Source organism: Nocardia arseniciresistens, from assembly GCF_046764875.1.
Lineage (GTDB): Bacteria > Actinomycetota > Actinomycetes > Mycobacteriales > Mycobacteriaceae > Nocardia > Nocardia arseniciresistens.
This window is the reverse complement of the sequence record NZ_JBKORD010000005.1, coordinates 313,612-336,975: the sequence shown is the minus strand read 5'-3', so window position 1 is coordinate 336,975 and position 23,364 is coordinate 313,612. Positions and strand designations below refer to the sequence as shown.

The following is a 23,364-nucleotide window of genomic DNA, read 5'->3' as shown; positions in this document are numbered from 1 at the left end:
CGGCCATGCGACTATTTTCCGGAAGGAAGAACTTTCGAAGTGACCTCGTTGCGCGAGCGTAGCGAATTCTTCGCATATTCCAGCGGAGCCATTCCGACCTCAGCGGCGAACTCTCGAGAGAAATGCGCCTGATCGAAGTAACCGAGCTTCGCCGCGAGCGCGGCGAGATCGTCGACGTGCCCGCGTGCGAGCAGATCGGCACCGTCCTGTAGCCGGTAGCGGCGCAGCACCCATTTCGGTCCGGCACCGACGTATCTGCGGAACATCCGCTGCAATGTGCGGATCGGCACGTCGAACCGTTCGGTGACCTGATCGACTCTGGTCAATTCGTGGTCGCGCTCCATCGCCTCGACGATGCGCAGCACGAGTCGATAGTTGGGGTCCTCGGCGAACTGGCGGCCAGCGAAGAAATCCTCGACGATAGTGCGGCGCTGCTGATCCGACGACGCGGCGAGCACTCGCTCGGTCAAACCCTCGGCTGCGGGGAGCACCTCCGTCAACGGGACCGCCGCGTCCCGGAACGAGCCGACATCCAGCCCGGTGAAAGCGCCGAAGCCGCCCGCACGGAAGCGAACGCCGAAGGTCTCTCCCACCTCGCTGAGTTCGCGGATGTATTTCGTGGTGGACACGCCGTTGACGAAACCGCCGGTGCGGGTCGCGGTCCGCTCGAAGGTGACATTCACACACGGATACGACAGCACTTCGGCGTGGTACGGCGGCCGACCGCGCAGGTCCCAGCGCACCGACCAGTACCACTCGACGAACCGGCCGATTTCGGGCCCGGCGGACAGCCTGGCCAGCGACCTATGCCTGGCCTGCTCGTCCGGGTGCAGAATCCCCTTCACGTTGTCGAGCGCGGGGACAGCGGCCGGTTCCGGTCCGGCGGACACCCGATCAGCACTCCCTCGCACGATGTCGCTTTCTTCCAAGACCCTGGTCACGGGATCGACAAGAGTTGTCGGCATGAACGAAACAGTGAACCCCATCGCCGACGGATACCACTCGATCACCTGCTTTCTCGCGGTGCCCGACGGCAATAAAGCAATCGACTTCTACAGCACGGTCTTCGGTGCGGAAGTGATCAGTCGCAACGACATGCCCGACGGCCAGCCCGCGCACGCGGAACTGAAGATCGGTGACTCGACCCTGCAACTCGGCATGCCCATCCCCGACAACAATGTGCTCGCGCCCAACGGTGAATGGGTGCACACCTCGATCGTGCACTACTGCCCCGACGTCGACGCGGTCATCGAGCGCGCGGTCGAAAACGGCGCCCGCAGTGCCGAACAACCACAGACCTTCGTCACCGGCGACCGGTTCGGTGTCGTGATCGATCCGTTCGGTCACCGCTGGGCGGTGCTGACCAAGGTCGAAAATGTCTCCCGCGAGGAAGCCGACCGTCGCGTCAACGAGTGGATGGCAACTCAGTCCTGAGTTCACGGCACAGCTGACACGCATGGCTGTGCCTCAACTCAACCCGGCGGCATCCATACCACGCAGTTCCTTCTTGAGGTCGGAGATTTCGTCTCGCAGGCGGCCCGCAAGCTCGAACTGGAGATCCCTTGCCGCACTCATCATCTGCGCGGTCAGTTCCTTCACCAGATCCGCGAGTTCGGCGCGCGGCATCGACTTGATGTCGCGGCCCTCGTAGACTCCGGCGCTCACCGCACGGCCCGGTTCACCCTGGGCCCTGCGACCGCGGCTCGAGTTGCGGCCGGAGCCGCCGACAGCGACCTCGCTGTCGTCGGCCTCCTGATACACCTGATCCAGGATGTCGGCGATCTTCTTGCGCAACGGCTGCGGGTCGATCCCCATTTCCTCGTTGTAGGCAACCTGCTTCGCCCTGCGACGATCGGTCTCGCCGATGGCGAACTGCATCGAGGCGGTGATCTTGTCGGCGTACATGTGCACCTCGCCGGACACATTGCGCGCCGCGCGGCCGATGGTCTGGATCAGCGCCGTCGTGCTGCGCAGGAACCCTTCCTTGTCCGCGTCGAGGATCGCGACCAGCGAAACCTCCGGTAGGTCGAGGCCCTCACGCAACAGGTTGATGCCGACGAGCACGTCGTACTCGCCAAGGCGCAGCTGCCGCAGCAGTTCCACTCGGCGCAGCGTGTCGATCTCGGAATGCAGGTAGCGCACTCGGATGCCGAGACCGAGCAGGTAGTCGGTCAGGTCCTCGGACATCTTTTTGGTGAGGGTGGTGACCAGGACGCGTTCATCGCGCTCGGCGCGCTGGCGGATCTCGTGGATCAGGTCGTCGATCTGGCCCTTGGTCGGCTTGACAACGACCTTCGGATCGACGAGTCCGGTCGGCCGGATCACCTGCTCGACGACCTCGCCGCCGGCCTGCCCCAACTCGTAGGGGCCCGGCGTGGCCGACAGGTACACCGTCTGCCCGATCCGATCGGCGAATTCCTCCCAGGTGAGCGGTCTGTTATCGACCGCGGACGGCAGCCGGAAGCCGTATTCGACCAGGTTGCGCTTTCGCGACATGTCGCCTTCGTACATGCCGCCGATCTGCGGCACCGTGTTGTGCGACTCGTCGATGACGAGCAGGAAGTCGTCTGGGAAGTAGTCGATCAACGTGGCGGGCGCGGTGCCCGCAGCACGGCCATCGATGTGACGCGAGTAATTCTCGATGCCGGAGCAGAAGCCGACCTGCCGGATCATTTCCAGGTCGTACTGGGTGCGCATGCGCAGCCGCTGCGCCTCGAGCAGCTTGCCCTGCCGTTCGAGCTCGGCGAGGCGCTGTTCGAGTTCTTGCTCGATGTCGCCGACCGCGCGCTCCATCCGCTCCGGACCCGCCACATAGTGGGTGGCCGGGAAAATGCGCACCGAATCGACCTGACGGACCACATCCCCGGTCAGCGGGTGCAGGTAGTACAGCGCCTCGATCTCGTCGCCGAAGAACTCGATGCGCACCGCGAGTTCCTCGTAGGAGGGGATGATCTCGACGGTGTCGCCGCGCACGCGGAACGAACCGCGGGTGAACGACATGTCGTTGCGCGTGTACTGGACATCGACGAGAAGCCGCAGGAACGCGTCGCGGTCGAGCTCGGTGCCGACCTCCAACTGCACCGACCGATCCAGGTACGACTGTGGGGTACCGAGACCGTAGATGCACGACACCGACGCGACCACCACCACGTCGCGGCGCGAGAGCAGGCTGGAGGTCGCCGAGTGGCGCAGCCGCTCGACATCGTCGTTGATCGAGCTGTCCTTCTCGATATAGGTATCGGTCTGCGCGATGTACGCCTCGGGCTGGTAGTAGTCGTAGTAGGAGACGAAGTACTCGACGGCGTTGTTGGGCAACATCTCTCGCAGCTCATTGGCCAGCTGCGCGGCGAGAGTCTTGTTCGGCGCCATCACCAGTGTCGGGCGCTGCAGCTTCTCGATCAGCCATGCGGTGGTCGCCGACTTGCCGGTGCCAGTGGCACCGAGCAGCACCACGTCACGCTCCCCCGCGTTGATCCTGCGCTCCAACTCCGCGATGGCAGCGGGCTGATCACCGGCGGGCTTGTGATCGCTGACGACCTCGAACCGGCCGTCGGCCCGCTCGATCTCACCGACCGGTCGATGCTCGGAATGCGCGAGCGGCGTCCCACCGGCCCTGTCCTCGAAGCCTTCCGTTGGGATTTCGGTTGCGAATGCCATGCTCACCAGCCTAAGCCCACCCACCGACACATTCTCGGCGCGGTGATTCTCGCCGGCGCCACCGAACCGGTCGACCTACCGCACCAACGCCCCGTCGATGACCGTGGTCACGACCTTGCGGACGGCCTCGGGTTCCAACGGCACACCTTCCCGACCTGCGAACAGCAGGTGCCCGGTCCCGATGAGCGTGAGCGCGAGTGTGTCCACTTCGGTAGCCGCGACGAGCCGGCCGAGGTCACGCTCCGCGGTGAGGTAGGCGGCGATCATGGCCGCGGCCTCCGTCAATAGCGGAACGCCGGGCGGCCGTACCCGACGCAGGCGGACGCGCAGCTCGTCGCGGAAGGTGACGAGGCTGACAATGGCTACCGCGACCGACTCGAACAGCTCCGTCAGCGCGCCGGTGAGGTTGTCGGCGACCGCGCCTGTCCCCGCGGACCTGCGCAGGGCGGCGCCCTGCTCGTCGATCTTGCCGATCCGATCGAGCACGAGCTCGGTCAGGAAGGCGTCGAAGTCGGCGAAATGCCTGTGCAGGACCCCCTTGGCGCAGCCTGCCTCGGTAGTGACCGCCCGGCTGGTCAGTGCGTTCGGCCCGGCACTCAGCAGGACGCGCTCGGCGGCGTCGAACAGCTGCTCGCGCACGTCGCGCATGGCAACTCCCGTCGGCATACCTCGTATCCTTCCCTCGCTCAACCCTTCTCGGTTTACGAGTGGGCATGTGCCCACTATAGTGGGCATGTGCCCACTATACCGCCGCAACACAGCGCCCTTCCTGGCTCCGAGCAGCGCGAAACCCACCGAGAGCGACAGATCGCCGAGTCCTTCGGCTCGGACGCCGAGCGCTATGACCGGACTCGGCCGCACTACCCGGATGCCCTGATACAACAAATCGCCGCCGCGAGCCCCGGCCCCGATGTACTGGACGTCGGCTGCGGCACCGGCATAGCGGCCCGACAGTTCCAGGCCGTCGACTGCCGGATACTCGGGGTCGAGCCCGACCCACGGATGGCCGAGTTCGCACGGCGCACCGGCATCGAGGTCGAGGTGGCGACGTTCGAGGCCTGGGACACCGCGGGCCGAGAATTCGACGCGGTCGTCGCCGGACAGGCCTGGCATTGGGTCGACCCCGTCGCGGGCGCGGTCAAGGCGGCGCGGGTACTGCGGCCGGGCGGGCGGCTTGCCGTGTTCTGGTATGTGTTCCAGCCACCAGTTGAGATGAGTGCGGCCTTCTCCGAGGTCTATCGCCGAGTGCTGCCGAACTCGCCGTTCGACCGCGCGACGATGCCCGGCCTCGACGGGTACGCGGCGTTTTTCACCAACGCCGCCAACGGGATACGACAGGCGGGCGCCTTCGGTGACCCGGAGCAGTGGCGATTCGACTGGGACCGCAGTTACACCCGCGACGAATGGCTCGACCAGGTGCCGACATTCGGCGGCCACAGCCAGTTTCCGCCGGGCAAGCTCGAAGAGTTACTGAGCGGCATCGGTGCTGCCGTCGACACCGCGGGAGGCGGCTTCACGATGCACTACACCGCGATGGCGGTCACCGCGGCGCGAGCCATCGACCGACCCACCAGTGCCGCGCTATTCGGAGTTCCCCCTCACCGCCACCGGTAAGCATAGCTGCGCAACTTGTTACGCGCCCGAAATGTCCGTTGCCGCAACGAGATTCGTCATATCTCCAGGGAAGGCGCGCGGCCCGTCGCGGGTGTAGCCTGATTTAGTTGAATTCGGCACAGGGTGAAGGAATACGCCATGAGCGCTTTGATTCCATTACTCGTCGCAGTACCTGCAATGACCGGGATAGCCGGATACGTCGCCAGGGACATGCGCGGGGCCACACCAGGTCAGCTGGCCACGAAGCTCGCGACCACATCACCCGGGCCGCTACCCGCGGTTATCACGCCCGCCAGACCGAAAGTCGAGTACTTCAACCTCGCCGAACTGACCAATACCGACGCCAGAGGCTTCGTCCGATCGGTGGAGCGCTTCCACGTCGAACCGTGGGGTCTGTATATGGCGCGGACGGTGGGCGGCCCGCAGTTCCACTACGTCGAATCGTGGCTGCTGCCGGAGCTGTGCATCCGCGCGACGATCACCCACCGCAACGCCTCGCATCATCGGGAGCAGGATTTCTGCCTCGACATCGGCGAATTCGCAAAGGTCGAACCCAAGCGCTGGAAAGCGATCGACCACTATCTCGACATCATGGTCCAGGGCGGGCGCAAGTCCGAGCTGCGCGGCGTCGAGGACCTGTTGGCCGCCCACGCGGCCGGATTGGTCGACACAGCGCAAGCACACCGCGCCTTCGACAGGGCTGCCGCCGCGATGGACGGCCTTGCCGCGCACGACCACGATGTCGCACGCTGGCTCGGCTCGCACGGCATCATTCTCAGCTGGATGTAGCGGGCGCTAACGCCGTGGTGCTCGCCGCACGCCGAACGGCGGTAGATTCTTTGTACATGACACAGGCACCATCAGTGGACGTGCATCGCCCGAAGGTGGAGTACTTCGACCTCGCCGCACAGACCAACACGGACCCGAAGGGCTTCGTCCGGCCGGTCGAGCAGTTCCGCGCGGAACCATGGGGCCTGTACATGGCACGCGTTTCCGATCATCCGCAGTTCCACTACATCGAATCCTGGCTACTGCCCGAGCTCTCCATCCGCGTCACGGTTTTCCACTACCACCCCGAGCACAAGCGCGATCAGGACTACTACGTCGATCTCGGTGAGTTCACCGAGATCGGGCCGAGCACCTGGAAATCGGTGGACCACTATCTCGACATCGTGGTGCGCACCGGACGAGATACCGAACTGCTCGACGTGGACGAGCTGATCGCCGCACATACCGCGGGACTGATCGGCTTCGACGAAACGCGGGCCGCGATCGAATACGCGGCGACGACAATCGACGGCATCGCCGCCAACGGCCGTTCCCTCGAACTCTGGCTCGCCACCCTCGGCATCACCCTCACCTGGCAGTGACTACTCGCCGCTGTCGCGCCAAGCGCGAACGCGCTCGTACGCCGCGTCGAACCACGGCTCCTTGACGTCCAGGTAAGCGAGCGTCGCCGCCGCGCCGGTGAGCCCCGCCGCCTTGGCCTCGCCCTCCCGTTTCACCTCGAGGTACTCGACGCGCGCCGCGGCATCGGCACGCAGCCAATCACGGAAGGCCAACGCGAACTGCTCCCCCGGTGAACCCGTCACGCGGACATGGACATTGGCGATTCGGCCGGGGTCAGCACTGGAGTGCAGCTGCTCGACCCACAGGTCGATGTTCGTCCCGTCCGGATCCGTACTCGTCGGTTCGGGGCTGTCATCGGTGACATGGGCGTTGACCGGGAACCCTGCCGCACCGAGCGCAGCAGCCAACCCTTCGGCCACGGCCCGATCGGCGACGCTGATCTGGAGGTCGATCACGTCCTTCGCGGGCAGGCCGGGCACGGCGGTCGAGCCGATGTGATCGATCCGCGACGCCGCGGGCCCGCACGCCACCCAGAGCCTGGCGATGAGCCGCTGCGCCTGGACCGGCCACTGCGGGTCCGGCGCGACGATGCGCACATCCGGTAGCCGCGCGGGCGTGCCGGTGCGCAGGTTGCGTTCGAAGGGCACCAGGCGCTCATCCCACAGCCGGTGCACCACCGGGACGATATCGTCGGGCGCACCGCTGTTGTCGAGCAGTACATCGGCCACCGTACGGCGCTGCTCGTCGGTGGCCTGTGCCGCGATACGTGCCCGTGCATCGGCTTCGGAAACACCCCGGAATTCCTCGAGACGCCGTATTCGAGTTTCCTCTGGAACATCCACGATAAGAACAAGATTCATCAGCGGCGCAAGACCATTTTCCACCAATAGTGGAATATCTTGCACGAGAATCGCATCCGGCGGCGCGGCTGCAATCAATTCAGCGGTTCTTTTTCCGACAAGCGGATGTGTAATCGAATTCAATGTCGCGCGCGCTTCGTCGCTCCCGAATGCCTTTGCCGCGAGCGCGGGCCGGTCGAGGCTGCCGTCCGAGGCGAGGATGTCGGCGCCGAACGCCTCGACAAGTGCCGCGAGCCCCTCGGTGCCCGGCGCGACCACCTCCCGCGCGAGCACGTCGGAATCGATGACCACCGCACCACGGTCGGCGAGTATCCGCGCCACCGTCGACTTGCCCGCTCCCATGCCTCCGGTGAGGCCGATCCGCAACATTCGACCAGTCTCGCATCCGCGCCGAGCCCGCCGGTCTCGCACCCGAGGCTCGCCACCCACCCCCGGCGCCCAAGAGGGCGGAATACCCACTCGGACCGTCCATTCCACTACCCGCGCCGCTAATTGCCCGATCCGTGACTCCGTCGAGACCATCTCGCAACATTTCCGGCCGATCGCCGTTCGCGGACGATAACTTTCCGACACGCCGACGCAATTACTCGCGCAAAATACTCTGACTCACCCTTTTGTTCGGCTAATCTTCGCCGTGGCGATCCAGGCCAGTACCAGCAAGCAAAGGAACACCATTGGGCACCAGAAACAACCAGACGGGTCGCCACCGCCTGGGCATGGCGGGTGGTATGCACTGCATCCAGATCCCCGCCGTCGCGGCCGCGCTCACCGAGCACCGCCGCTCATGGTTCACCGCGTTGACCAACCCTGCTCGGCACAGCTTCGCCGCCATGCGAAAACGCTCTGCCGCTGCCGCAACATACTGGGCACCTGCGACCGCCAGCTGACCCCGGACTTCCGAAGTGGCCCAGCCCGAACCGGACTGGGCCACTTTCGGCGTGCTCAGACCATGCCGCTCGGCTGCCGACGGCTCCCCGGCTGCTGCCGCGGCATTTCATTGGGCGGCACCGGATAGGGAATGCCCGCGGTCGCCGTACCCAAGGCGATATTCGGCCCGCATTGCGCGAGCGCGGCATCAACTTTCGGTTTCGGATCGGTCAAGATCGGTTTCGCCGCATTCGGTATCGATCCGAAATCGAACGTCGATGTCATATCACCGGTGACATCGCGCCGCCACGGCGTCAGATTCGGCACCTCCACCCCGAATCTGGTTTCCAGCAGTCGCAATTGCGAGGTGTGGTCGAAGGTCTCCGAGGCGACGAGCCCGCCGCGGCTGTAGGGCGAAATCACCAGCCCGGGAACGCGATAGCCGAGCCCGATCGGGCCGCTGATACCGCTGGAGGAGCTCACCCGATCCAGCGGCACAGTCAGGAACTCCCCGGGCGTGCCCTGCGGTGGCGTCGGCGGCGTGACGTGATCGAAGAATCCGCCGTTCTCGTCATAGCTGATGATCAGCGCGGTCTTCTCCCACACCTTGGGGTTGGAGGTGAGGATATCGAGCAACTGCACAATGCCGAACGCGCCGAATGCCGCGGGCAGCGCGGGATGTTCGCAGTTGATCAGCGACGGGATGACCCACGAGACCGCGGGCAGCGTGTCATTGGCGACATCGGCCTGGAAGTCGTTGGGGTACATCGGTGCAAGGCCACGCCGGGCCAGCTCGGAGTTCGGGTCGGCGGACTGGGTGAAGCAGCGCAGCATGCCGTCGAGGAGCACCGAGGCCAGCGGGCCGACATCGCGGTTGTTGTAGATCTTCCAGCTGACACCGGCGTCGGAGAGGTTCTCCGGGTAGGTCCGCCAGCTGTACACGTGCTGCGGAATCACAGTGGGGGTCTCGACCAAGGGGCCACCCGCGCGGCCGTCAGGGTCGATGGTCGCGCTGATCCAGTACAGCCGGTTCGGATCCGTCGGGCCGAGCACCGAGCAGTGGTAGTTGTCGCAGACGGTGAACGCGTCGGCGAGCTCGTGGTGGATCGGAATGTCTTCGCGCCGGTAGTAACCCATCGCCGCGGGCGCGTTGGCCGGACCGACACTGGCGACCGACATGGGCATCCACTGGTCGTTGCTGCCGCCGTTCCACGCTCGGTGCATGCCGCCCCAGGTGTGGTCCGGGTCGTTGATGCATTCACCGTCGAGCGTCGCGCCGCTGGTGGTATCGAGCCGGAACGGGTTGACGAAACCGTCGGGAGTCGGGCCCGCGCCGGGAGTCCAGCCGTACTGTTGCCAAACCGGTGACGCCTCATCGAATCCGCGCGCGCCCGACAGCGTGCCGAAATAGTGGTCGAATGAACGGTTTTCCTGCATGAGCAGCACGAAATGCTCGATATCACCGAGGCCGCCCATCCCGGCGGGATCGGCGGCATAGGCACGCTCGATGACCGGGTTCGCCCACGAGGCCAGTGCGCCGACAGCACCCGCCGCCGCGGCCTTCGCCAGGAACTGCCTGCGGTTGAGGCCACTGAACGGGCCCGCTGCACACATGATTGGGTACGGCCTTTCTGCCGAGCTCGATCGAGCAGGGTGCTGAGTGTCCGCGCCGACGCGGCCCCGAAGTTGGACACCGGTTCGACTGTGCGTAACGGCACGCGAGTGGCCGCAGCCTATCGGAGAACCCCTCGTCGAATCAGCCCATCGCACCCGGTCGGCGCGCCGTTGCGCGGGCCTATTTTCTGACAGTCACTTGCTTTCTTGCCGGGCCGGTTCGTAGGCTGGCGGCAAATATCTGAGAGTCACTCTCAGGTAATGGGTGCGGAGGGGCGATGACACAGCAAGATGTGATCGAACGGCAGGATCCACCGGACCCGATGCCTCGGCTCGGTGTCGTCGGACGCTGGGGAGTCGCGATGGCGCGGCACCGCCGAATCGTGCTCACGACGTGGCTGCTGCTGGTGATCGCCTGTGCGTCGGCCTACCCGGCTTTACACGCGAGCCTCGGCTCGCCCGACTACTCGGTTCCCGGATCCGACTCGGTGAGCGTCGATCGACTTGTCGCACAACACTTCGCACAATTCGGCACCGAACAGGACCTGATCGTCTTCCATTCGACGCGACGCACCGCAGACACGTCGGAATACCGCGCGGTGATCGATAGCGCGATTGCCGCGGCGCGGGCCACCGACGGCGTCGCGGGTGCGATCGGCCCGTTCGAAGGCAATGCGGCGGCGCAGATCTCGACGGACCGGCACACCGCGTTCGGACTGGTCGGCGTCGACGGCGGTATGACGGAGCGGGTCAAGATCGCCAAAAAACTACAGTCGACGCTCGCGCAGCGATCCGATGCGGGTGTCGAGGTGATGGTTACCGGATTCGCACCGGCACAGGCGGATCTGACCGACATCGAGACCGCCGATCTGCAACGCGCGGAAGCCATCGGCCTGCCGGTGGCCACCGTGGTGTTGGTGCTCGCCCTCGGCGCGCTGGCGGCCGCGATGCTGCCCATCGTGATGACCGCGGCGGGCATCGGGGTGGCCATCGGCGTGCTTGCCGGGCTGAGCACCTTCTCGACCTTCGACTCACTGGTGCTCTCGGTGGCGACAATGATCGCCACCGGAACCGCGATCGACTACGCGATGTTCATCGTGAGCCGTTTCAACGAGGAGCTCACCAGGCGCGGTATCCGCGATCGCCGCGCGACCGACGCCATCGCGCAAGCGGTCGGCGCGGCCATGGACACCACCGGACGGACCATCCTGGCCTCCGGGTTGATCGTGTTGATCTCGCTGTGCTCGCTTGCTGTTGTCGGGCTGCCCATGCTCAATGGCGTTGCGATCGGGGTGGTTACGGCGGTCATCGCTACGCTCACCGCGGCATTTACCCTGCTGCCCGCACTGCTGGCGGTATCGGGGCCCGCCGTCGACCGCGGTGCGATCCCCGCCCGACTGCGACCCGCGGAGGCCGGGTCCGAGACGGCCTCGACCGGTTGGGCGCGGTTGGCGCATCTGGTGATGGCGCGACCGGTGCTGTTCGGCGCCGTCGGCGTCGCGGTACTCACCATCGCGGCGGCACCGGCTGCCGGCATCAGGTACGGGGTGGATATGGGACTCGGTTCGCTGGCCGACCGCCCGACCGGACAGGCCACCTCGCTGGTCCAGCAGAACTTCGGGCCCGGACTGCTCGCGCCGATCGAGGTGGTCGCCACCGGACCGGGCGGCGCACCACTGAACCGCGAATCACACACGGAGGTAGACGAATTCGTCACCGAGCTGGCACGCGACCCACGGGTCGCGACGGTGCTTCCACAGCGGGCAGAGGGCAGGCTGCTCGTCGCGGTGGTGCCGAAGGTTTCCTTCGACTCCACCGAGGCGGGCGAGCTGGTCTCCGATATCCGTTCTCGCGCTACGACACTCGAAGGCACCGAGTTTCGGGTCGGCGGCACCTCGGCATCGTTCGCCGATGTGTCGGAACGAATTACCGCCCGCTTTCCGTGGGTGATTTTCTTGGTGCTGACCGTTTCGCTGGCGTTTCTCGTCGTCACCTTCCGCAGTATCGTGCTCGCCGTCAAGGCGATCCTGCTCAACCTGCTGGCCACCGGTGCCGCACTCGGCATCACCGTCGCCGTCTTCCAGCACGGTATCGGCGAGTCGGCGCTCGGGTTCCGCAGCACCGGATTCCTACAGGTCTATCTGCCGATGCTGGTGTTCGCGGTGCTGTTCGGCCTGTCGATGGACTACGAAGTGTTCCTGATCCGGCGCATGAAGGAAGCCTGGGATCGCCATCAGGACAACGCGGCGGCGGTCGCGGAGGGCTTGCGGCGCACCGCGCGGCCGATCACTGCGGCGGCCGCCATCATGGTCGCGGTGTTCGCGAGCTTCGTAACAGCGGATGTGCTGGAGCTGAAGCAGATCGGGTTCGCTTTGGCGGTGGCCATCACCATCGACGCCCTCGTGGTGCGGCTGGTGCTGGTGCCCGCGTTCATGCAGTTGTTCGGTCGGTGGAACTGGTGGCTGCCGCGCGGCTGGAATCGGCGGGCGAATCGTGATGACGCACCGTCAGATCTCCCGGCTACCGGAACATGACCTCGATCGCGTCGACGATCGAACCGACCGCCTCGGTGTAGATATCCTCGAGTCTGCGCGCGAAACCGGTTGCGGCCCAATGATCCAGGGCCGCGACGCACCCCCAGACACCGGTAGCGGCGGCCATCCCCACCGTCAGGTCCTCTGGGTCGCGGCCAGACCGTTCGGCGAACAGCTTCCGGAATTGGTCGGCCAGCTCCCGCATCTGCCGGGTCTGACCGTCCCTGATCTCCGGAATCGTCACCACATACTGCAGCCGCCTGCGGATCCGGCGCTCGGACTCCTCGGTGAGCAGCGACTCGATCAGCACCGGAACCAGCAGCCTGGTGACGGCGATCAAGTCGGCGGGCGCGATGGTTTCGGCACCGCCCGCGGTTCTGATCACCTCGAGAATACGTGGATCCGCCTCGTCGTAGAGAACGAGCATCTCCTTGGTGCCGAAGTACCGGTAGATCGAACTGGGTGACACACCCGCCGCGGTCGCGACCCGGTCGACCGTCACATTGCGGTAGCCGTGCTCGTCGAACAGATCCAGCGCGACCTGCTGGATTCGGCTCATCGCCTCGATCTTCCTGCGTTCCCACAGGCTCGAGGAAAATTCCACGGCGGACTCGGACATCAGTCCGAGAATACCTGGGCCCGGCCTCGATCACGGCTTCGGCGCGAATGCCTCGAGTCAAGCCGTGGCCAGCAGCGTCTCCCGATCACGGTCCTTCAGCGCCGCCGACTGCCTCGAGAATCGCCGCCATACCAAAGCCGCGGTGGCACCGAACCCGAGGCACAGACCCAGCCAGACGCCAGGACCGCGCCAGTCGAGCCCGTAGCCGAACAGAGCCATGGCCGGTACACCGACGGCGAAGTAGCCGATCAGCGTGCTCTGCATGCCCGCCTTGGTGTTGCCGATGCCGCGCAGCATTCCGATACAGAGGTTCTGCGAACCCTTGCAGTACTGCTGGATGATCGCGAACCACAGCAGGGTCGAGGACGCGGCGACAACGGTGACATCGTCGCGATTCTCGCCGAGGAAGGGGGCCAGCACCGTCTGCGGGAACAGCAGGTACAGCGCACCGATGACGGTCATGAACGCCACTGCGATGGTGAACGTGCGCCGCGCGATGGCGCGGACCTTCCGCCACTCCCCCTGCCCGACCGTGCGACTCACGAGGATCGAACTACCTTGCGACAGTCCGATATTGACCTGGTAGACGATGTACGCGAGCTGGTTCACGATATTGCTCGCGGCGAGTGCGACCGGACCGAAGCCGCCCATCATCAGGGTCGCGATCGAGGTGATCGCCGCCTCGGCACCGTAGGTCAGCGATATCGGGGTGCCCATCCGGACGATCTGGATGACCGTCGAGTGGTCGGCCCGCCACACCCGAACCGAAAGCAGCTCGCCGAGTACCGCGTCACGTCGAACCATGCGCAAATAGGTTCCGAAGGTCCAGACCTGAACGAGGGTGGTGGCCAACCCGATACCGGCAAGGCCCAATTTCGGGACACCCAGCCAGCCGAAGATGAACACCGCGTCGAGTAACGCATTCACACCGATCGACAGCAGTGTCACACGCAGCAGTGAACCCGCGCGGCGCATGCCGACGGCGAACTGTCGCAGCACATTCAGCCACAGCATCGGGATCAGTCCCGGCGCGAGCGTCCAGATGATCGTACGGGCCGGTTCCAGCACCGCGGGGTCTTGCCCGAGCCAGGACAGCGCGTAGCCGAGGCCGATCAGCATCGCCGCTCCCGCGACGGCAGTTACCGTCGCGACCGCACCCGCCGCCCGCACATACCCGCGGATCTCGCCCCGTGCTTCTTGGTCGATCTCACCTGTACCCGTGCGCTTTTCGCCTCGGCCCGCCGCGGCGGCCACCATATTTCCGACACCGGTGACCATCCCCACGCACATCGTGCGCAGCTGGTTGTACAACAGCAGCGCGAGGCCACCCGCCGCGAGCGCGGCGATGCCGAGCAGCCCCATCATCGCCAGATCGACGGTGGTCAGCGCGACCTGGGCGAGCTGGATACCCGTAATCGGCGCGGCAAGCGCGATGATCGCCCGATAGTCGGTCCACCGGCCAAGGGACCCTTCGAACAGGCGGCGATGTCCGATCAGCATCAGGTCCCCGTTCTCGCGATGTCGCCTGCGGCCAGCCGCATGGATTCCTCATAGGCGCCGAACAGCCGCGTAATACGCTGCTGCGCTGCCTCGTCGAACAGGCCGCGCGCCAGCAACCAGTCCTCGTCATAGACGGTGTCGAGATACTTCTCCCCCGCGTCGCAGACCAGCACCACGACCGTGCTACCCGCAGGCAGATGCACCAGCCTGCGCAATGCCACATGTATCGCGCCGCCGGCGGTTCCGCCGACCAGAACGCCGGTGCGCCTTGCCACCACCCGCGCGGTCGCGAAGGCGTCGACGTCGCCGACCTGGCAGTCCTCGTCGATGACGTCGTAATTCACATTCCCGCCGATCGGGAATCCGGTGGGGCTGCCCGCGCCGCTCTGCCAGTACCGCCCGCCCTTGCCGCCGAAAATGATGGAGCCGACGGGTTCGACGCCGATCGCGTACACCGCGGAACCGAGCCTGCGCAGCTCTTCGACTGTGCCGCACAATGATCCGCCGGTGCCGACGGCGCCGATCAAGTAGTCGACATCGGTATGGAGGTCGGAAAGCAGTTCGCCCGCGAGATCACGGTAGCCCGCGCCGTTGTGCGGATTGTTGTGCTGGTCCGGCCGATACGCACCGGTGCGCGTCGCGATCTCGTCGGCGACGCGCCCGCGTTCCACCGAGCTCGGCTCGTCACTGTTGCCGCTGTCGACGGCGATCAGTTGGGCACCGAGCGCTTTCATGGCACGCAACTTGTCCCGTGCGGCGTGCCCGTCGACGACCGCGGTAAATGTGTACCCGCGTTCGAGCGCCATCAGCGCCAGACCGGTGCCGGTATTTCCCGAGGTCGGCTCGACGATGTGGCCGCCGGGGCGCAGTTCACCGCTGCGTTCGGCCTGCAGCACCATCTCCCTTGCCATCCGTACCTTGGCGGAGCCGGTGGGGTTGAACTGCTCTAGCTTCAACAGCAGCCGGGTGCCCGTCCCGGTGCGGGTGAGTTCGAGTAGCGGCGTGGCGCCGATGAGATCGGAGGCGTAGCGGACGACATTCTCCCGGAGCCGATAGCGCGGCTCGGCCACGGGCGCTTGCACCGTCACCGGTCCAACCGCCAGCGCAGTCGGCCCGCCTCGTCGGTCACGACGACCTTCGGCGGCAATGGCAGCTGATGAAACTCGCTCTCGTTCTTGTCCATCTGATAGCCGGCGGTATTGGGATACAGCAGCAGATCGCCGAATTCCGGTCGTTGCGGCAGCGGGACCTTACGCCAGGTGAGCACGTCGTACTCCATGCAGCTCGCACCGCCGACGCATGACGCGATCGGCTCGGCATCAGGATTCGGGCTGCGCGACAACAGGATCGGATCGGGCAGAAACTCGCTGCCCTTCCACTGTTCGGACACACTCATGCTGAGGCCGTGCACCGTGGTGATGCCGTAGTCGGCGTTCTGTTTGTATCCGAGCACCGGAAATATCGTGAAACCCGCGTCGATGAGCAGTGCGCGTCCGGGTTCAAGCACCAGCTCGATATCGTTGTCGCGCAAATGCTCAGCCAGTGCCGCGCCGTCGAACCTCGTGGCAAGAATGGCGTCGAGCATTGCCGCGCCGACGGGGTTCTGCGCATAGGGGTAGAACTTCTCGAACTGCTTTCCCGCGTGAAACCAGTCGGCACTGCGCTGTTCGGTGAAGTGCGCCCAGTCCTGCTCGGTGAGGTAGTTGCAGGCAAACCCGCCGCCGATCGAGATCGTAGTGGCCGGGAGCCCTTTCGCCTTCGTCTCGGCGCAGAGCCGAATCAGTTCGTAGGCGAGTTCGGCGCGCGGCGCTACCGCGTAACCGTCCAGGTGGAAAGAGAAACCGATCAACTCGACTGCCGAGCTCAGCTGCCCGCATCGGGCGACGGCGCGCATCAGATCGGTCTCCGTCAAGCCGAATCGGCTGTTCGGGGCGTTCGGTGGCAAACAGCGCAACAGGATTCGTACGCGACCGGCGAACGGGACAATGCTCGCGAGTCGCTCGAGTTCGTCGAGCGCGTCGATCGCGACAACGCAGTCATGCCGTGCGGCCAGCCGCAGCAGCGCGGTGCTTTTCGCCGCGCCGGTCACACCGATATCGCGGCCGCGGACGCCCTGCGCGAGCGCATGCACCAACTCCGGCTCACTCGCGACGTCGACCGCACCATTCAGGTCGGCGACCATCCTGAGCCAGCAGCCAGCCTTGTTGGCCTTCTTGCCGTAGTAGATCTGACCGCTGACCTCGTGTGCGGCGAGCACGTTCTGGAACGAGCGCAGGTTCTCGGCGAACTGCTGCGGGTACACCACATGGAAGGGACCACCGACCGCGTGGTGGATGTCGAAGAGCAGGTGCGGATCGGACCTGACTCGTCGCTGCCACTGCTGTTCCAAGGCGGGCAATGACGGAAGGCCGACCAGCGCTCGAGCATCGGGCTGTGCCACGGGATGCGGCGCAACGTCGTGCTGCGCCGGCGAATGAAGCAACGTTGGATTTCCGGAGCCGAGCGCGTTCACGACCACAGTTCCACCCGCTGCCCACGTCCCGCCGCGACCGCACGTGTTGCCAACGCGTGCGCGACCGGGATGTCTGTGATGATCATGCCGCTGGAAAACGCGAAGACCCGGTCCGCGTCGGCGCGTCGACCCAGCGCCCGCCCCGCGACGATATCGGGCAGTTCGGCATCGATGGTGACATCGCCGTCCGGTCCCGCCAGCCGCAAGCCGGTGACACCCAATTGTCCTGCGCTGGTGGCGATTGCGTAATCGGCGTCGCCCAGCGCACCACCGTCCACGCCCTTGCTGGCCACCGAAATCAGCAACCCGCCCGGCTTCAACCACTCGGTGCGGACCTTGGGATGCGCGGCTCGGCCCGAAGCGACGACGACGATATCGGACTCGGCCACCGCAGACGGCACATCGGTGACCAGTTCGATCTCCCGGTCCGGGAAGTAGCGGCGCATGGTGGCGATACTCTCGGCGATCCCGTCTGGATGGGTTCCGAACAACCGCAACTGTTCGAGCTGTGGCAATACGGTCAGCAAGTAGGGCAAAGTATTTCGCCCCTGTATGCCGGTGCCGATCATCAGCGCACTCGTCGCGCCTTCCCTGGCGCAATATTTCGCGGTGATCGCCGTCGTCGCGGGGGTACGTGAGGCACCGATGCGCTGGCAATCCATCAACGCGAACGGCAATCCGGTGGTGTCGTCGTACAAACTGATTGTCGTGTAGTACTTTTCGGCGCTGTCGCTGCCCTGCCGATAGGAGGTCTTGAAACCGACCTGTTCGAGCGAGCCGTCGTAGCCGAGCATCGAATACGAGACCGCGTCGCGTTCAGCTTTGGGGATCGGCATCATCAGCTTCACCGGGCAGCGTGACCTACCGCGCGCGAACGCCAGATAACCGTCTTCCACCAGGTCGATGACCTCGGCGGGGGTGATCTCGATATCGGCCAGATCGGTGCGGGTCAGAATATGCAGTGTCATTGAGCTCCGATGTGATTGTTGGATGCTGCGGACAAGTGCACGAGGCGATCGGTGCATGCGGTCAGCAGCGGGACATCGTGACTGATGAAGAGCACGCCGACGCCGGTCGCGGCCAGGCCGGTGACGGTCCTGGCGACGGTGGCAGTGGTGGCGGGGTCGAGCATCGAGGTCATCTCGTCGCACAGCAGGTAGTCGGGTTTCGAGGCGAGAACCCTTGCTACGGCGGCACGTTGCAGCTGCCCGTCGGACACTTGCGACGGAAACCGGTCCAGCAGGTCGCGCGTCATGCCGACCGAGCTCAGCACGGTGTCCCATTCGACGGGCCCGCGGGCCAGCTCGGCGATGGTTTCACGCAGGGTGCGGCGCGGATTGCAGGAGCGACGCGGTGCTTGGAACAGCATCGCGACCTGCCCGGTGCGGCGACGACGGGACAGATCCACACCGTCGCAGATGACATGACCGCGATCGGGCCTACGCAGTCCGCACAACACCTGCGCGAGTGTGGTTTTGCCGGTACCGGACGGACCGGTGACACCGACCACTTCGCCCGCCTCGATCTCGATCGAGACATCGGCGAGCACCTCATGTTTGCCGAATGAGACCGAAATCTTCTGTGCGGCAAGCGATCTACCTTTCATCGGACACCGTACCGAAAGTCGTCGGGCAGATCGACCAGCTCCGGCGTCGCGAACGGAAGGGGATGCAGACCGTTCTCCGGCAGGGCAGCGAGCAGATCTTTGGTGTATCGCTCCGTCGGGGCGAGGAGTACCTGTGCGGCACTGCCCGACTCGACGACCCTGGAGGCGTACATGACCGAGACGTCGGCACAGATGCCGGAGTCACGCAGCGCCGTGAGGTCGTGGCTGACCAGCAGTACACTGCCGCCCTGTGCCGTGAACTCGCCCAGCAGGTCGAGGATCGCCGAGGACCGTTGCGCCTCCAGCGACGAGGTGGGCTCGTCGGCGACGATCAACGCAGGATCCCCCGCCAGCGCGAAGGCCACGGCCGCCCGCTGCGCCATCCCGCCGGACAGCTCGTGCGGATACTGTCGCAGCACTGAAGCTTCCAGTCCCACCCTGGTGATCAGCTCGACGGGATCGTTTGCGGCGCCGAGATACCTGATCGTCTCGGCGAGCTGTGATCCGATTCGGCGGACCGGCGTGAAGTAGGTCATCGCCGACTGCGGAACCAGCGCGACAATTCGCCCGCGGGCGGCCCACATATCCCTCGCCGCCAACGTCCGGCCGTCCACCTCCATGGTGACCGCACCGGTCATCGTGGCGTGTTTCGGCAGCAATCCCGTGACCGTCGAGGCCAGCATCGACTTGCCCGAGCCCGATTCGCCGATCACACCGTGCACGGTGCCGCGACGCACCAGAAGGTCCGCCTCGGTCACCGCATGGACCACTCGCCCGGGCCCGAGCGGAATGCGGACAGTGACCTGTCCGAGCGTCAACGTCATAACGACACCTCACGGTGGGCTGTCGCCTTCCGTTGCCGAAGCCGGACCAACCGCAGCGCCTGCCCATACGACCGCGACCGCTCCTGCGGCGTGGACCGAACGCCGCGACGACCACCCACCCAACTTTCAACGTTCATACTGAAGCCTCCGGGAACACTGACGCCTTTCGCAGTCCCACACCACACCAACCGCAGCACTTTCTCCTGCGGCACGGACCGAACACCGACGCGCGCCATCCACGCACCAGCACATGCGAATGTTTACGGCCATTCCGAAATATCTTGAAGCACTTGCGATTTCCGCTGCAAATGGCCGCCGACGACCGAAACAGCGAGTGTGACGAGGATGAGCAGCCCGGCCGGGAACACCAGCAGCCACCAGTCGCCCAGCAAGATCGACGACTGCGCGTCCGATAGCAGCGTGCCGAGCGAGGCGCGGTGCGGTGGCAAGCCGACGCCGAGGAACGACAGCGTCGATTCGTGCCAGATGGCGTGCGGAATGAGCAGCACCACCCCGATAACCACCTGCCCCGTGGCAACCGGGACGAAGTGCCACCGCACGATCTGCCATCGCGGCAAGCCACGCAGCTGGGCAGCCTGTACGAATTCGGCATGCCGCAACGCGAGCACTTCGCTGCGCACCACCCTGGCGATCGAGGTCCAATGAGTGAGCACCAGCGCCAGCACGATCGCGAGCACCGACCCTCGGTACATCGCGACGATCAGCAGCGAAAGCAGCAGGCTCGGTAGCGAATTCACCGCGTCGACCACCCGCATACTCAGCCGGTCCCACCACCCCCCGAACGCACCGGCGGTGATGCCGACCAGCATGCCGACCAGCGCCGACCCGAGCGCCGTCGCGAGCGCGATGAACAGCGAGATCCGCATCCCCTCTGCCACCCGAACGAACACATCGCGCCCGGCATTGTCGGTACCGAACGCAAACTCGAAGCCCGGCGGCCGACGGCTGATCGAAAAGTCGACGAGCGCGTCATCGACCGGCATCAGCAGCGGAACCAGCCCGGCGTAGAGCACCGCGACGACCAGCACACCAACCGCGAGTACCAGCACCGGTTTTCGCCGAAGCAGGCGACCGCTCACCCGCCGGAGGAAGCCGCGCGGTCGCCGCCCCGAACCGACGGCACTACCGGCGCCTACGACACGAGCGCCCGATCCCGATTCATCCATCCGCGTCGATCCTCGGATCAATGAGCACGCCCGCCGCATCCGCCGCCAGATTGCCGAGCAACACCACCGCGGTGATCAGCACCGTGAGGATCGCGAGTAGCGGAAAGTCGAGTGCGCGTGCTGCTTCCACGGTCGCCGACCCGAGTCCTGGCCAGCTGAAGATGGTTTCGATAACGGTGGCGCCCACCACGAGCTCAGGCAGCCGAGCACCACACAGCGTGAGGAACGGCGCGATCGACACCGGAAGCACATGCCGGAAAGCGATGACCCGCGACGGTAGTCCACGTGCTCGCGCGCCCTTGACGGCGTCACCGTCCAGGCCGCGCGCCACGGTCTCGCGCAACCCGAGGACCAGCCACGGCAGCTGGGTCGAACCCAAGAGCACTGCGGGAAGCGCGATATGACGAATGGTCGACGCCACCTCCACACCCGCACCCGGGTCGGTGAGGCCCGACGCCGGAAACCAGCGCAGAGTCGATGCGAAAACCACCACCGCGCCCAGCGCAAGAGCGAACGGCGGAATAGATTGCAGGACAACAGCGGTCGCGCTGATAATTCGATCGGCAGTGCGACCGCGGCGCAACCCGGCCCACGCGCCGAGCGCGAACGCGAACACGATCGCCAGCACCGCGCCGAGCAGACCGAGCAGTAGCGTCCACGGCAGCCGCTCGGCCAGTACCTCGACCACCGGTTGGTGGTAGGTCCGGGATTCCCCGAGCTCGCCGTGCCACAGGTCGCCGAACCACGACCACCACACACCGAGCCAGTGCCGGTCGAGCCCGAGCTGCGAACGCAGCTGCGCGCGTTGGGCTTCGGTGAATCCGTCACCATGCGCGCCGAGGTAGGCGTCGAGCGGGTCGAAGGGGCTCGCCGCCGCGAGCGCGAACACCGTCAGCGAGACCACGACAACCAGCGGCACTGCCATGGCCAGCCGCCTGCCTATCATCCGCCCTACTCTGGCGGCCGCCATCAGCGGGTCCACCGCGCCAGGGAGTACCACGGCCCCCACGAGACACCGTGGGCATGCGGTTCCAGCGCCGTCGGCGGGACCTGCCAGCCGCTATCGCGCAGCGCGTACACATGATTCGTGGTCACCAGCGCCAACATCGCCGGATCACGGTGATATTCGAGCTGGAACTGACGGTACAGCTCGCTGCGGCGCTGCGGATTCGCTTCCACCCGTGCGGCGTCGAGGATCTGGTCGACCTTCGGATTCACATAATCCGACGCGTTATCCCACTTGGATCCGACACCTGGTGCCGCGTAGCGGGAGTGGAACTTGGTGTAGAGCTGACTGTCGACGGTGTACGGCTGGCCGCCGCCACCCAGCATGAACGCGGTCTTCGCCAGATACTCCGGCGTCATCGCCTTCTTGTCGACGGTGACCGGGGTGATCTCGATGCCCACCTTCTTCGCATCCGATACCACCGCCATAGTCAGATCTCGCCGCAGCACTTCCGTTGGGTAGTAAGCGATCTCGAACGCCGCACGTCGACCGTCACGCTCTCGGATTCCGTCGCCGCCGACCCGCCAACCCGCGGCGTCGAGTACCCGCGCTGCCTCGGCTCGATCGAATCGGAAGTCCTGTGCCGGATCGTATGCGTCGCCGTAAAGGGTGCTGATCAGCGTGGACGTCGCGCTACCGGCACCGCCGAGAATGTGCTCGACCATCGCGCCACGATCCACCGCATAGTTCAACGCCGTGCGGACGGCGGGGTCGCCGGAGACGGGATTGCCGGTAGGCAGCGTGATTCCGCGCCAGTCGTCGGTGGCCGCCGACACGATCCGGTAGCCATCCCGCGCCGCGGCTTCGGCCAGTTCGGGCGGCAGCACAGTGCCGTCGGCGCCATCGCGCAGCTGGGTGATCCGCGCGTTGTCGTCGTCGCTTCGCCGAATGACAAAGGTCTTGACCTGTGGCTTGTCACCCCAGTAATCGTCGCGAGCGGTGAGCACGACCTGATCGGGGCGTGACTCGGTGAGGACGTAGGGCCCGGTACCGATGGGGTGCCGATCCAACTCCGATTTGTCGGCGGGGCCAGCCGTGGCGAAAGCCTCCGCGGGCGCGATCGCCAGGAACAGCCGGTGATCGAAGTCTGCGTAGGGCCCGTTCAAGGTGAACTCGACGGTGTCCGGCCCGGTCGGCGCGACCTTTCGCAGGAAGTCGTACTCCGCGGCAATGCTCGACGCATAGGCCGGGTCGATCAGCGAATTATATGTCGCCACAACATCTTCCGGCCCGAACGTGCTCCCGTCGGAGAACGTGACACCGGCGCGGGTAGTAACCCGCCATCGCGACAGGTCTCCATCCACCGGCTGCGGCGCACCGACCGCCAGCACCGCTATCGCGTCCGGGATCCGATCGACCACCCCCTCCTGCACCCGATACAGGCCCTCGAAGACCTTCGACTCCCCGTTCTTGCCGTGCCCGAGCAGCGGACTGAAGCTCCCCAGCTCCTCGGTATCGATCACCACGAACCGGTCTTTACTCTGCGAAGTCCCGCCCGGCGCAGCGCATCCCGTCAATCCGACGGCGAATGCCGTTGCGACAGCGAATATCCCGGAACGCGACAAGGTCATCTCAGCATCGTAAAGACAATGATAATGATTGTCATTAGCAAAG

The 23,364-nt window shown here is 65.6% G+C and carries 21 protein-coding genes; 6 read left to right on the top strand and 15 right to left on the bottom strand.

Annotated elements, in window-relative coordinates; genetic code table 11:
* Positions 1–11: 11 nt before the first annotated feature.
* Positions 12–965, bottom strand: coding sequence for an AraC family transcriptional regulator (locus ACLMAJ_RS11530; RefSeq protein WP_412013579.1), 954 nt, complete (start codon positions 963–965; stop codon positions 12–14).
* Between ACLMAJ_RS11530 and ACLMAJ_RS11525 the strand changes: the two genes are divergently transcribed.
* Entirely contained in the window at positions 964–1,434 is a 471-nt protein-coding gene (locus ACLMAJ_RS11525) for a VOC family protein (protein WP_412013578.1), read from the top strand. The two genes, ACLMAJ_RS11530 and ACLMAJ_RS11525, sit on opposite strands and share 2 nt — an antisense overlap.
* 33 nt (positions 1,435–1,467) lie before the next feature.
* On the opposite strand, the gene uvrB is transcribed toward ACLMAJ_RS11525, so the two are convergent.
* Positions 1,468–3,657, bottom strand: a complete 2,190-nt coding sequence (gene uvrB / locus ACLMAJ_RS11520) for an excinuclease ABC subunit UvrB (RefSeq protein ID WP_412013577.1) — start codon at positions 3,655–3,657, stop codon at positions 1,468–1,470.
* Positions 3,658–3,732: 75 nt separating this feature from the next.
* Positions 3,733–4,323: a TetR/AcrR family transcriptional regulator gene (locus tag ACLMAJ_RS11515; protein WP_412013576.1), complete on the bottom strand. Its 591-nt coding sequence runs from the start codon at positions 4,321–4,323 to the stop codon at positions 3,733–3,735.
* Positions 4,324–4,392: 69 nt separating this feature from the next.
* On the opposite strand from ACLMAJ_RS11515, the gene ACLMAJ_RS11510 reads away from it, so the two are divergent.
* From ACLMAJ_RS11510 to ACLMAJ_RS11500, 3 genes are all read left to right on the top strand, one after another.
* Complete coding sequence (locus ACLMAJ_RS11510; RefSeq protein WP_412013575.1) at positions 4,393–5,271, top strand: class I SAM-dependent methyltransferase; 879 nt, start codon at positions 4,393–4,395, stop codon at positions 5,269–5,271.
* Between the two features lie 138 nt (positions 5,272–5,409).
* A complete protein-coding gene (locus tag ACLMAJ_RS11505) occupies positions 5,410–6,060 on the top strand; it encodes a ribonuclease FAU-1 family protein (protein ID WP_412013574.1) in 651 nt (216 codons plus the stop codon).
* Between the two features lie 56 nt (positions 6,061–6,116).
* On the top strand, positions 6,117–6,641 hold the full coding sequence (locus tag ACLMAJ_RS11500; protein WP_412013573.1) for a ribonuclease FAU-1 family protein: 525 nt from the start codon (positions 6,117–6,119) through the stop codon (positions 6,639–6,641).
* On the opposite strand, the gene coaE is transcribed toward ACLMAJ_RS11500, so the two are convergent.
* On the bottom strand, positions 6,642–7,850 hold the full coding sequence (coaE, locus tag ACLMAJ_RS11495; protein ID WP_412013572.1) for a dephospho-CoA kinase: 1,209 nt from the start codon (positions 7,848–7,850) through the stop codon (positions 6,642–6,644).
* 305 nt (positions 7,851–8,155) lie between these two features.
* Here coaE and ACLMAJ_RS11490 point away from each other — a divergent pair, with 305 nt between their 5' ends.
* On the top strand, positions 8,156–8,368 hold the full coding sequence (locus tag ACLMAJ_RS11490; protein WP_412013571.1) for a hypothetical protein: 213 nt from the start codon (positions 8,156–8,158) through the stop codon (positions 8,366–8,368).
* 55 nt (positions 8,369–8,423) lie between these two features.
* Here ACLMAJ_RS11490 and ACLMAJ_RS11485 read toward each other — a convergent pair whose 3' ends face one another.
* Positions 8,424–9,962, bottom strand: coding sequence for a phospholipase C (locus ACLMAJ_RS11485; RefSeq protein ID WP_412013570.1), 1,539 nt, complete (start codon positions 9,960–9,962; stop codon positions 8,424–8,426).
* Positions 9,963–10,240: 278 nt separating this feature from the next.
* Between ACLMAJ_RS11485 and ACLMAJ_RS11480 the strand changes: the two genes are divergently transcribed.
* Positions 10,241–12,496, top strand: a complete 2,256-nt coding sequence (locus ACLMAJ_RS11480) for an MMPL family transporter (protein WP_412013569.1) — start codon at positions 10,241–10,243, stop codon at positions 12,494–12,496.
* On the opposite strand, the gene ACLMAJ_RS11475 is transcribed toward ACLMAJ_RS11480, so the two are convergent.
* From ACLMAJ_RS11475 to ACLMAJ_RS11430, 10 genes are all read right to left on the bottom strand, one after another.
* Positions 12,483–13,115 (bottom strand): TetR/AcrR family transcriptional regulator, encoded by a 633-nt coding sequence (locus ACLMAJ_RS11475; protein ID WP_412013568.1) that lies wholly within the window; start codon positions 13,113–13,115, stop codon positions 12,483–12,485. The two genes, ACLMAJ_RS11480 and ACLMAJ_RS11475, sit on opposite strands and share 14 nt — an antisense overlap.
* A gap of 57 nt (positions 13,116–13,172) precedes the next feature.
* The gene (locus tag ACLMAJ_RS11470) at positions 13,173–14,615 is read right to left on the bottom strand and encodes an MATE family efflux transporter (RefSeq protein WP_412013567.1); all 1,443 of its coding nucleotides are present in this window, start codon (positions 14,613–14,615) and stop codon (positions 13,173–13,175) included.
* Positions 14,615–15,703, bottom strand: a complete 1,089-nt coding sequence (locus ACLMAJ_RS11465) for a PLP-dependent cysteine synthase family protein (RefSeq protein WP_412013566.1) — start codon at positions 15,701–15,703, stop codon at positions 14,615–14,617. The genes ACLMAJ_RS11470 and ACLMAJ_RS11465 overlap by 1 nt, the downstream gene beginning before the upstream one ends.
* On the bottom strand, positions 15,700–17,055 hold the full coding sequence (locus tag ACLMAJ_RS11460) for an alanine racemase (protein WP_412013565.1): 1,356 nt from the start codon (positions 17,053–17,055) through the stop codon (positions 15,700–15,702). The genes ACLMAJ_RS11465 and ACLMAJ_RS11460 overlap by 4 nt, the downstream gene beginning before the upstream one ends.
* A gap of 68 nt (positions 17,056–17,123) precedes the next feature.
* Positions 17,124–18,095, bottom strand: a complete 972-nt coding sequence (locus ACLMAJ_RS11455; protein ID WP_412013564.1) for an ornithine cyclodeaminase — start codon at positions 18,093–18,095, stop codon at positions 17,124–17,126.
* Complete coding sequence (locus tag ACLMAJ_RS11450; RefSeq protein WP_412013563.1) at positions 18,092–18,733, bottom strand: ABC transporter ATP-binding protein; 642 nt, start codon at positions 18,731–18,733, stop codon at positions 18,092–18,094. The genes ACLMAJ_RS11455 and ACLMAJ_RS11450 overlap by 4 nt, the downstream gene beginning before the upstream one ends.
* A complete protein-coding gene (locus ACLMAJ_RS11445; RefSeq protein ID WP_412013562.1) occupies positions 18,730–19,557 on the bottom strand; it encodes an ATP-binding cassette domain-containing protein in 828 nt (275 codons plus the stop codon). Before ACLMAJ_RS11445 ends, ACLMAJ_RS11450 begins: the two co-directional genes overlap by 4 nt.
* 260 nt (positions 19,558–19,817) lie before the next feature.
* Positions 19,818–20,744, bottom strand: a complete 927-nt coding sequence (locus ACLMAJ_RS11440) for an ABC transporter permease (protein ID WP_412013561.1) — start codon at positions 20,742–20,744, stop codon at positions 19,818–19,820.
* On the bottom strand, positions 20,737–21,690 hold the full coding sequence (locus ACLMAJ_RS11435) for an ABC transporter permease (RefSeq protein ID WP_412013560.1): 954 nt from the start codon (positions 21,688–21,690) through the stop codon (positions 20,737–20,739). The genes ACLMAJ_RS11440 and ACLMAJ_RS11435 overlap by 8 nt, the downstream gene beginning before the upstream one ends.
* A gap of 23 nt (positions 21,691–21,713) precedes the next feature.
* The gene (locus ACLMAJ_RS11430; RefSeq protein WP_412013559.1) at positions 21,714–23,321 is read right to left on the bottom strand and encodes an ABC transporter substrate-binding protein; all 1,608 of its coding nucleotides are present in this window, start codon (positions 23,319–23,321) and stop codon (positions 21,714–21,716) included.
* Positions 23,322–23,364 lie beyond the last annotated feature (43 nt).

Coding starts and splice junctions, on each gene's coding strand:
- ACLMAJ_RS11525 (WP_412013578.1), top strand. CDS start 964: ATGAACGAAACAGTGAACCCCATCGCCGACGGATACCACTCGATCACC.
- ACLMAJ_RS11530 (WP_412013579.1), bottom strand. CDS start 965: ATGCCGACAACTCTTGTCGATCCCGTGACCAGGGTCTTGGAAGAAAGC.
- uvrB (WP_412013577.1), bottom strand. CDS start 3,657: ATGGCATTCGCAACCGAAATCCCAACGGAAGGCTTCGAGGACAGGGCC.
- ACLMAJ_RS11515 (WP_412013576.1), bottom strand. CDS start 4,323: ATGCCGACGGGAGTTGCCATGCGCGACGTGCGCGAGCAGCTGTTCGAC.
- ACLMAJ_RS11505 (WP_412013574.1), top strand. CDS start 5,410: ATGAGCGCTTTGATTCCATTACTCGTCGCAGTACCTGCAATGACCGGG.
- ACLMAJ_RS11500 (WP_412013573.1), top strand. CDS start 6,117: ATGACACAGGCACCATCAGTGGACGTGCATCGCCCGAAGGTGGAGTAC.
- coaE (WP_412013572.1), bottom strand. CDS start 7,850: ATGTTGCGGATCGGCCTCACCGGAGGCATGGGAGCGGGCAAGTCGACG.
- ACLMAJ_RS11485 (WP_412013570.1), bottom strand. CDS start 9,962: ATGTGTGCAGCGGGCCCGTTCAGTGGCCTCAACCGCAGGCAGTTCCTG.
- ACLMAJ_RS11480 (WP_412013569.1), top strand. CDS start 10,241: ATGACACAGCAAGATGTGATCGAACGGCAGGATCCACCGGACCCGATG.
- ACLMAJ_RS11475 (WP_412013568.1), bottom strand. CDS start 13,115: ATGTCCGAGTCCGCCGTGGAATTTTCCTCGAGCCTGTGGGAACGCAGG.
- ACLMAJ_RS11470 (WP_412013567.1), bottom strand. CDS start 14,615: ATGCTGATCGGACATCGCCGCCTGTTCGAAGGGTCCCTTGGCCGGTGG.
- ACLMAJ_RS11455 (WP_412013564.1), bottom strand. CDS start 18,095: ATGACACTGCATATTCTGACCCGCACCGATCTGGCCGATATCGAGATC.
- ACLMAJ_RS11450 (WP_412013563.1), bottom strand. CDS start 18,733: ATGAAAGGTAGATCGCTTGCCGCACAGAAGATTTCGGTCTCATTCGGC.
- ACLMAJ_RS11445 (WP_412013562.1), bottom strand. CDS start 19,557: ATGACGTTGACGCTCGGACAGGTCACTGTCCGCATTCCGCTCGGGCCC.
- ACLMAJ_RS11440 (WP_412013561.1), bottom strand. CDS start 20,744: ATGGATGAATCGGGATCGGGCGCTCGTGTCGTAGGCGCCGGTAGTGCC.
- ACLMAJ_RS11435 (WP_412013560.1), bottom strand. CDS start 21,690: ATGATAGGCAGGCGGCTGGCCATGGCAGTGCCGCTGGTTGTCGTGGTC.
- ACLMAJ_RS11430 (WP_412013559.1), bottom strand. CDS start 23,321: ATGACCTTGTCGCGTTCCGGGATATTCGCTGTCGCAACGGCATTCGCC.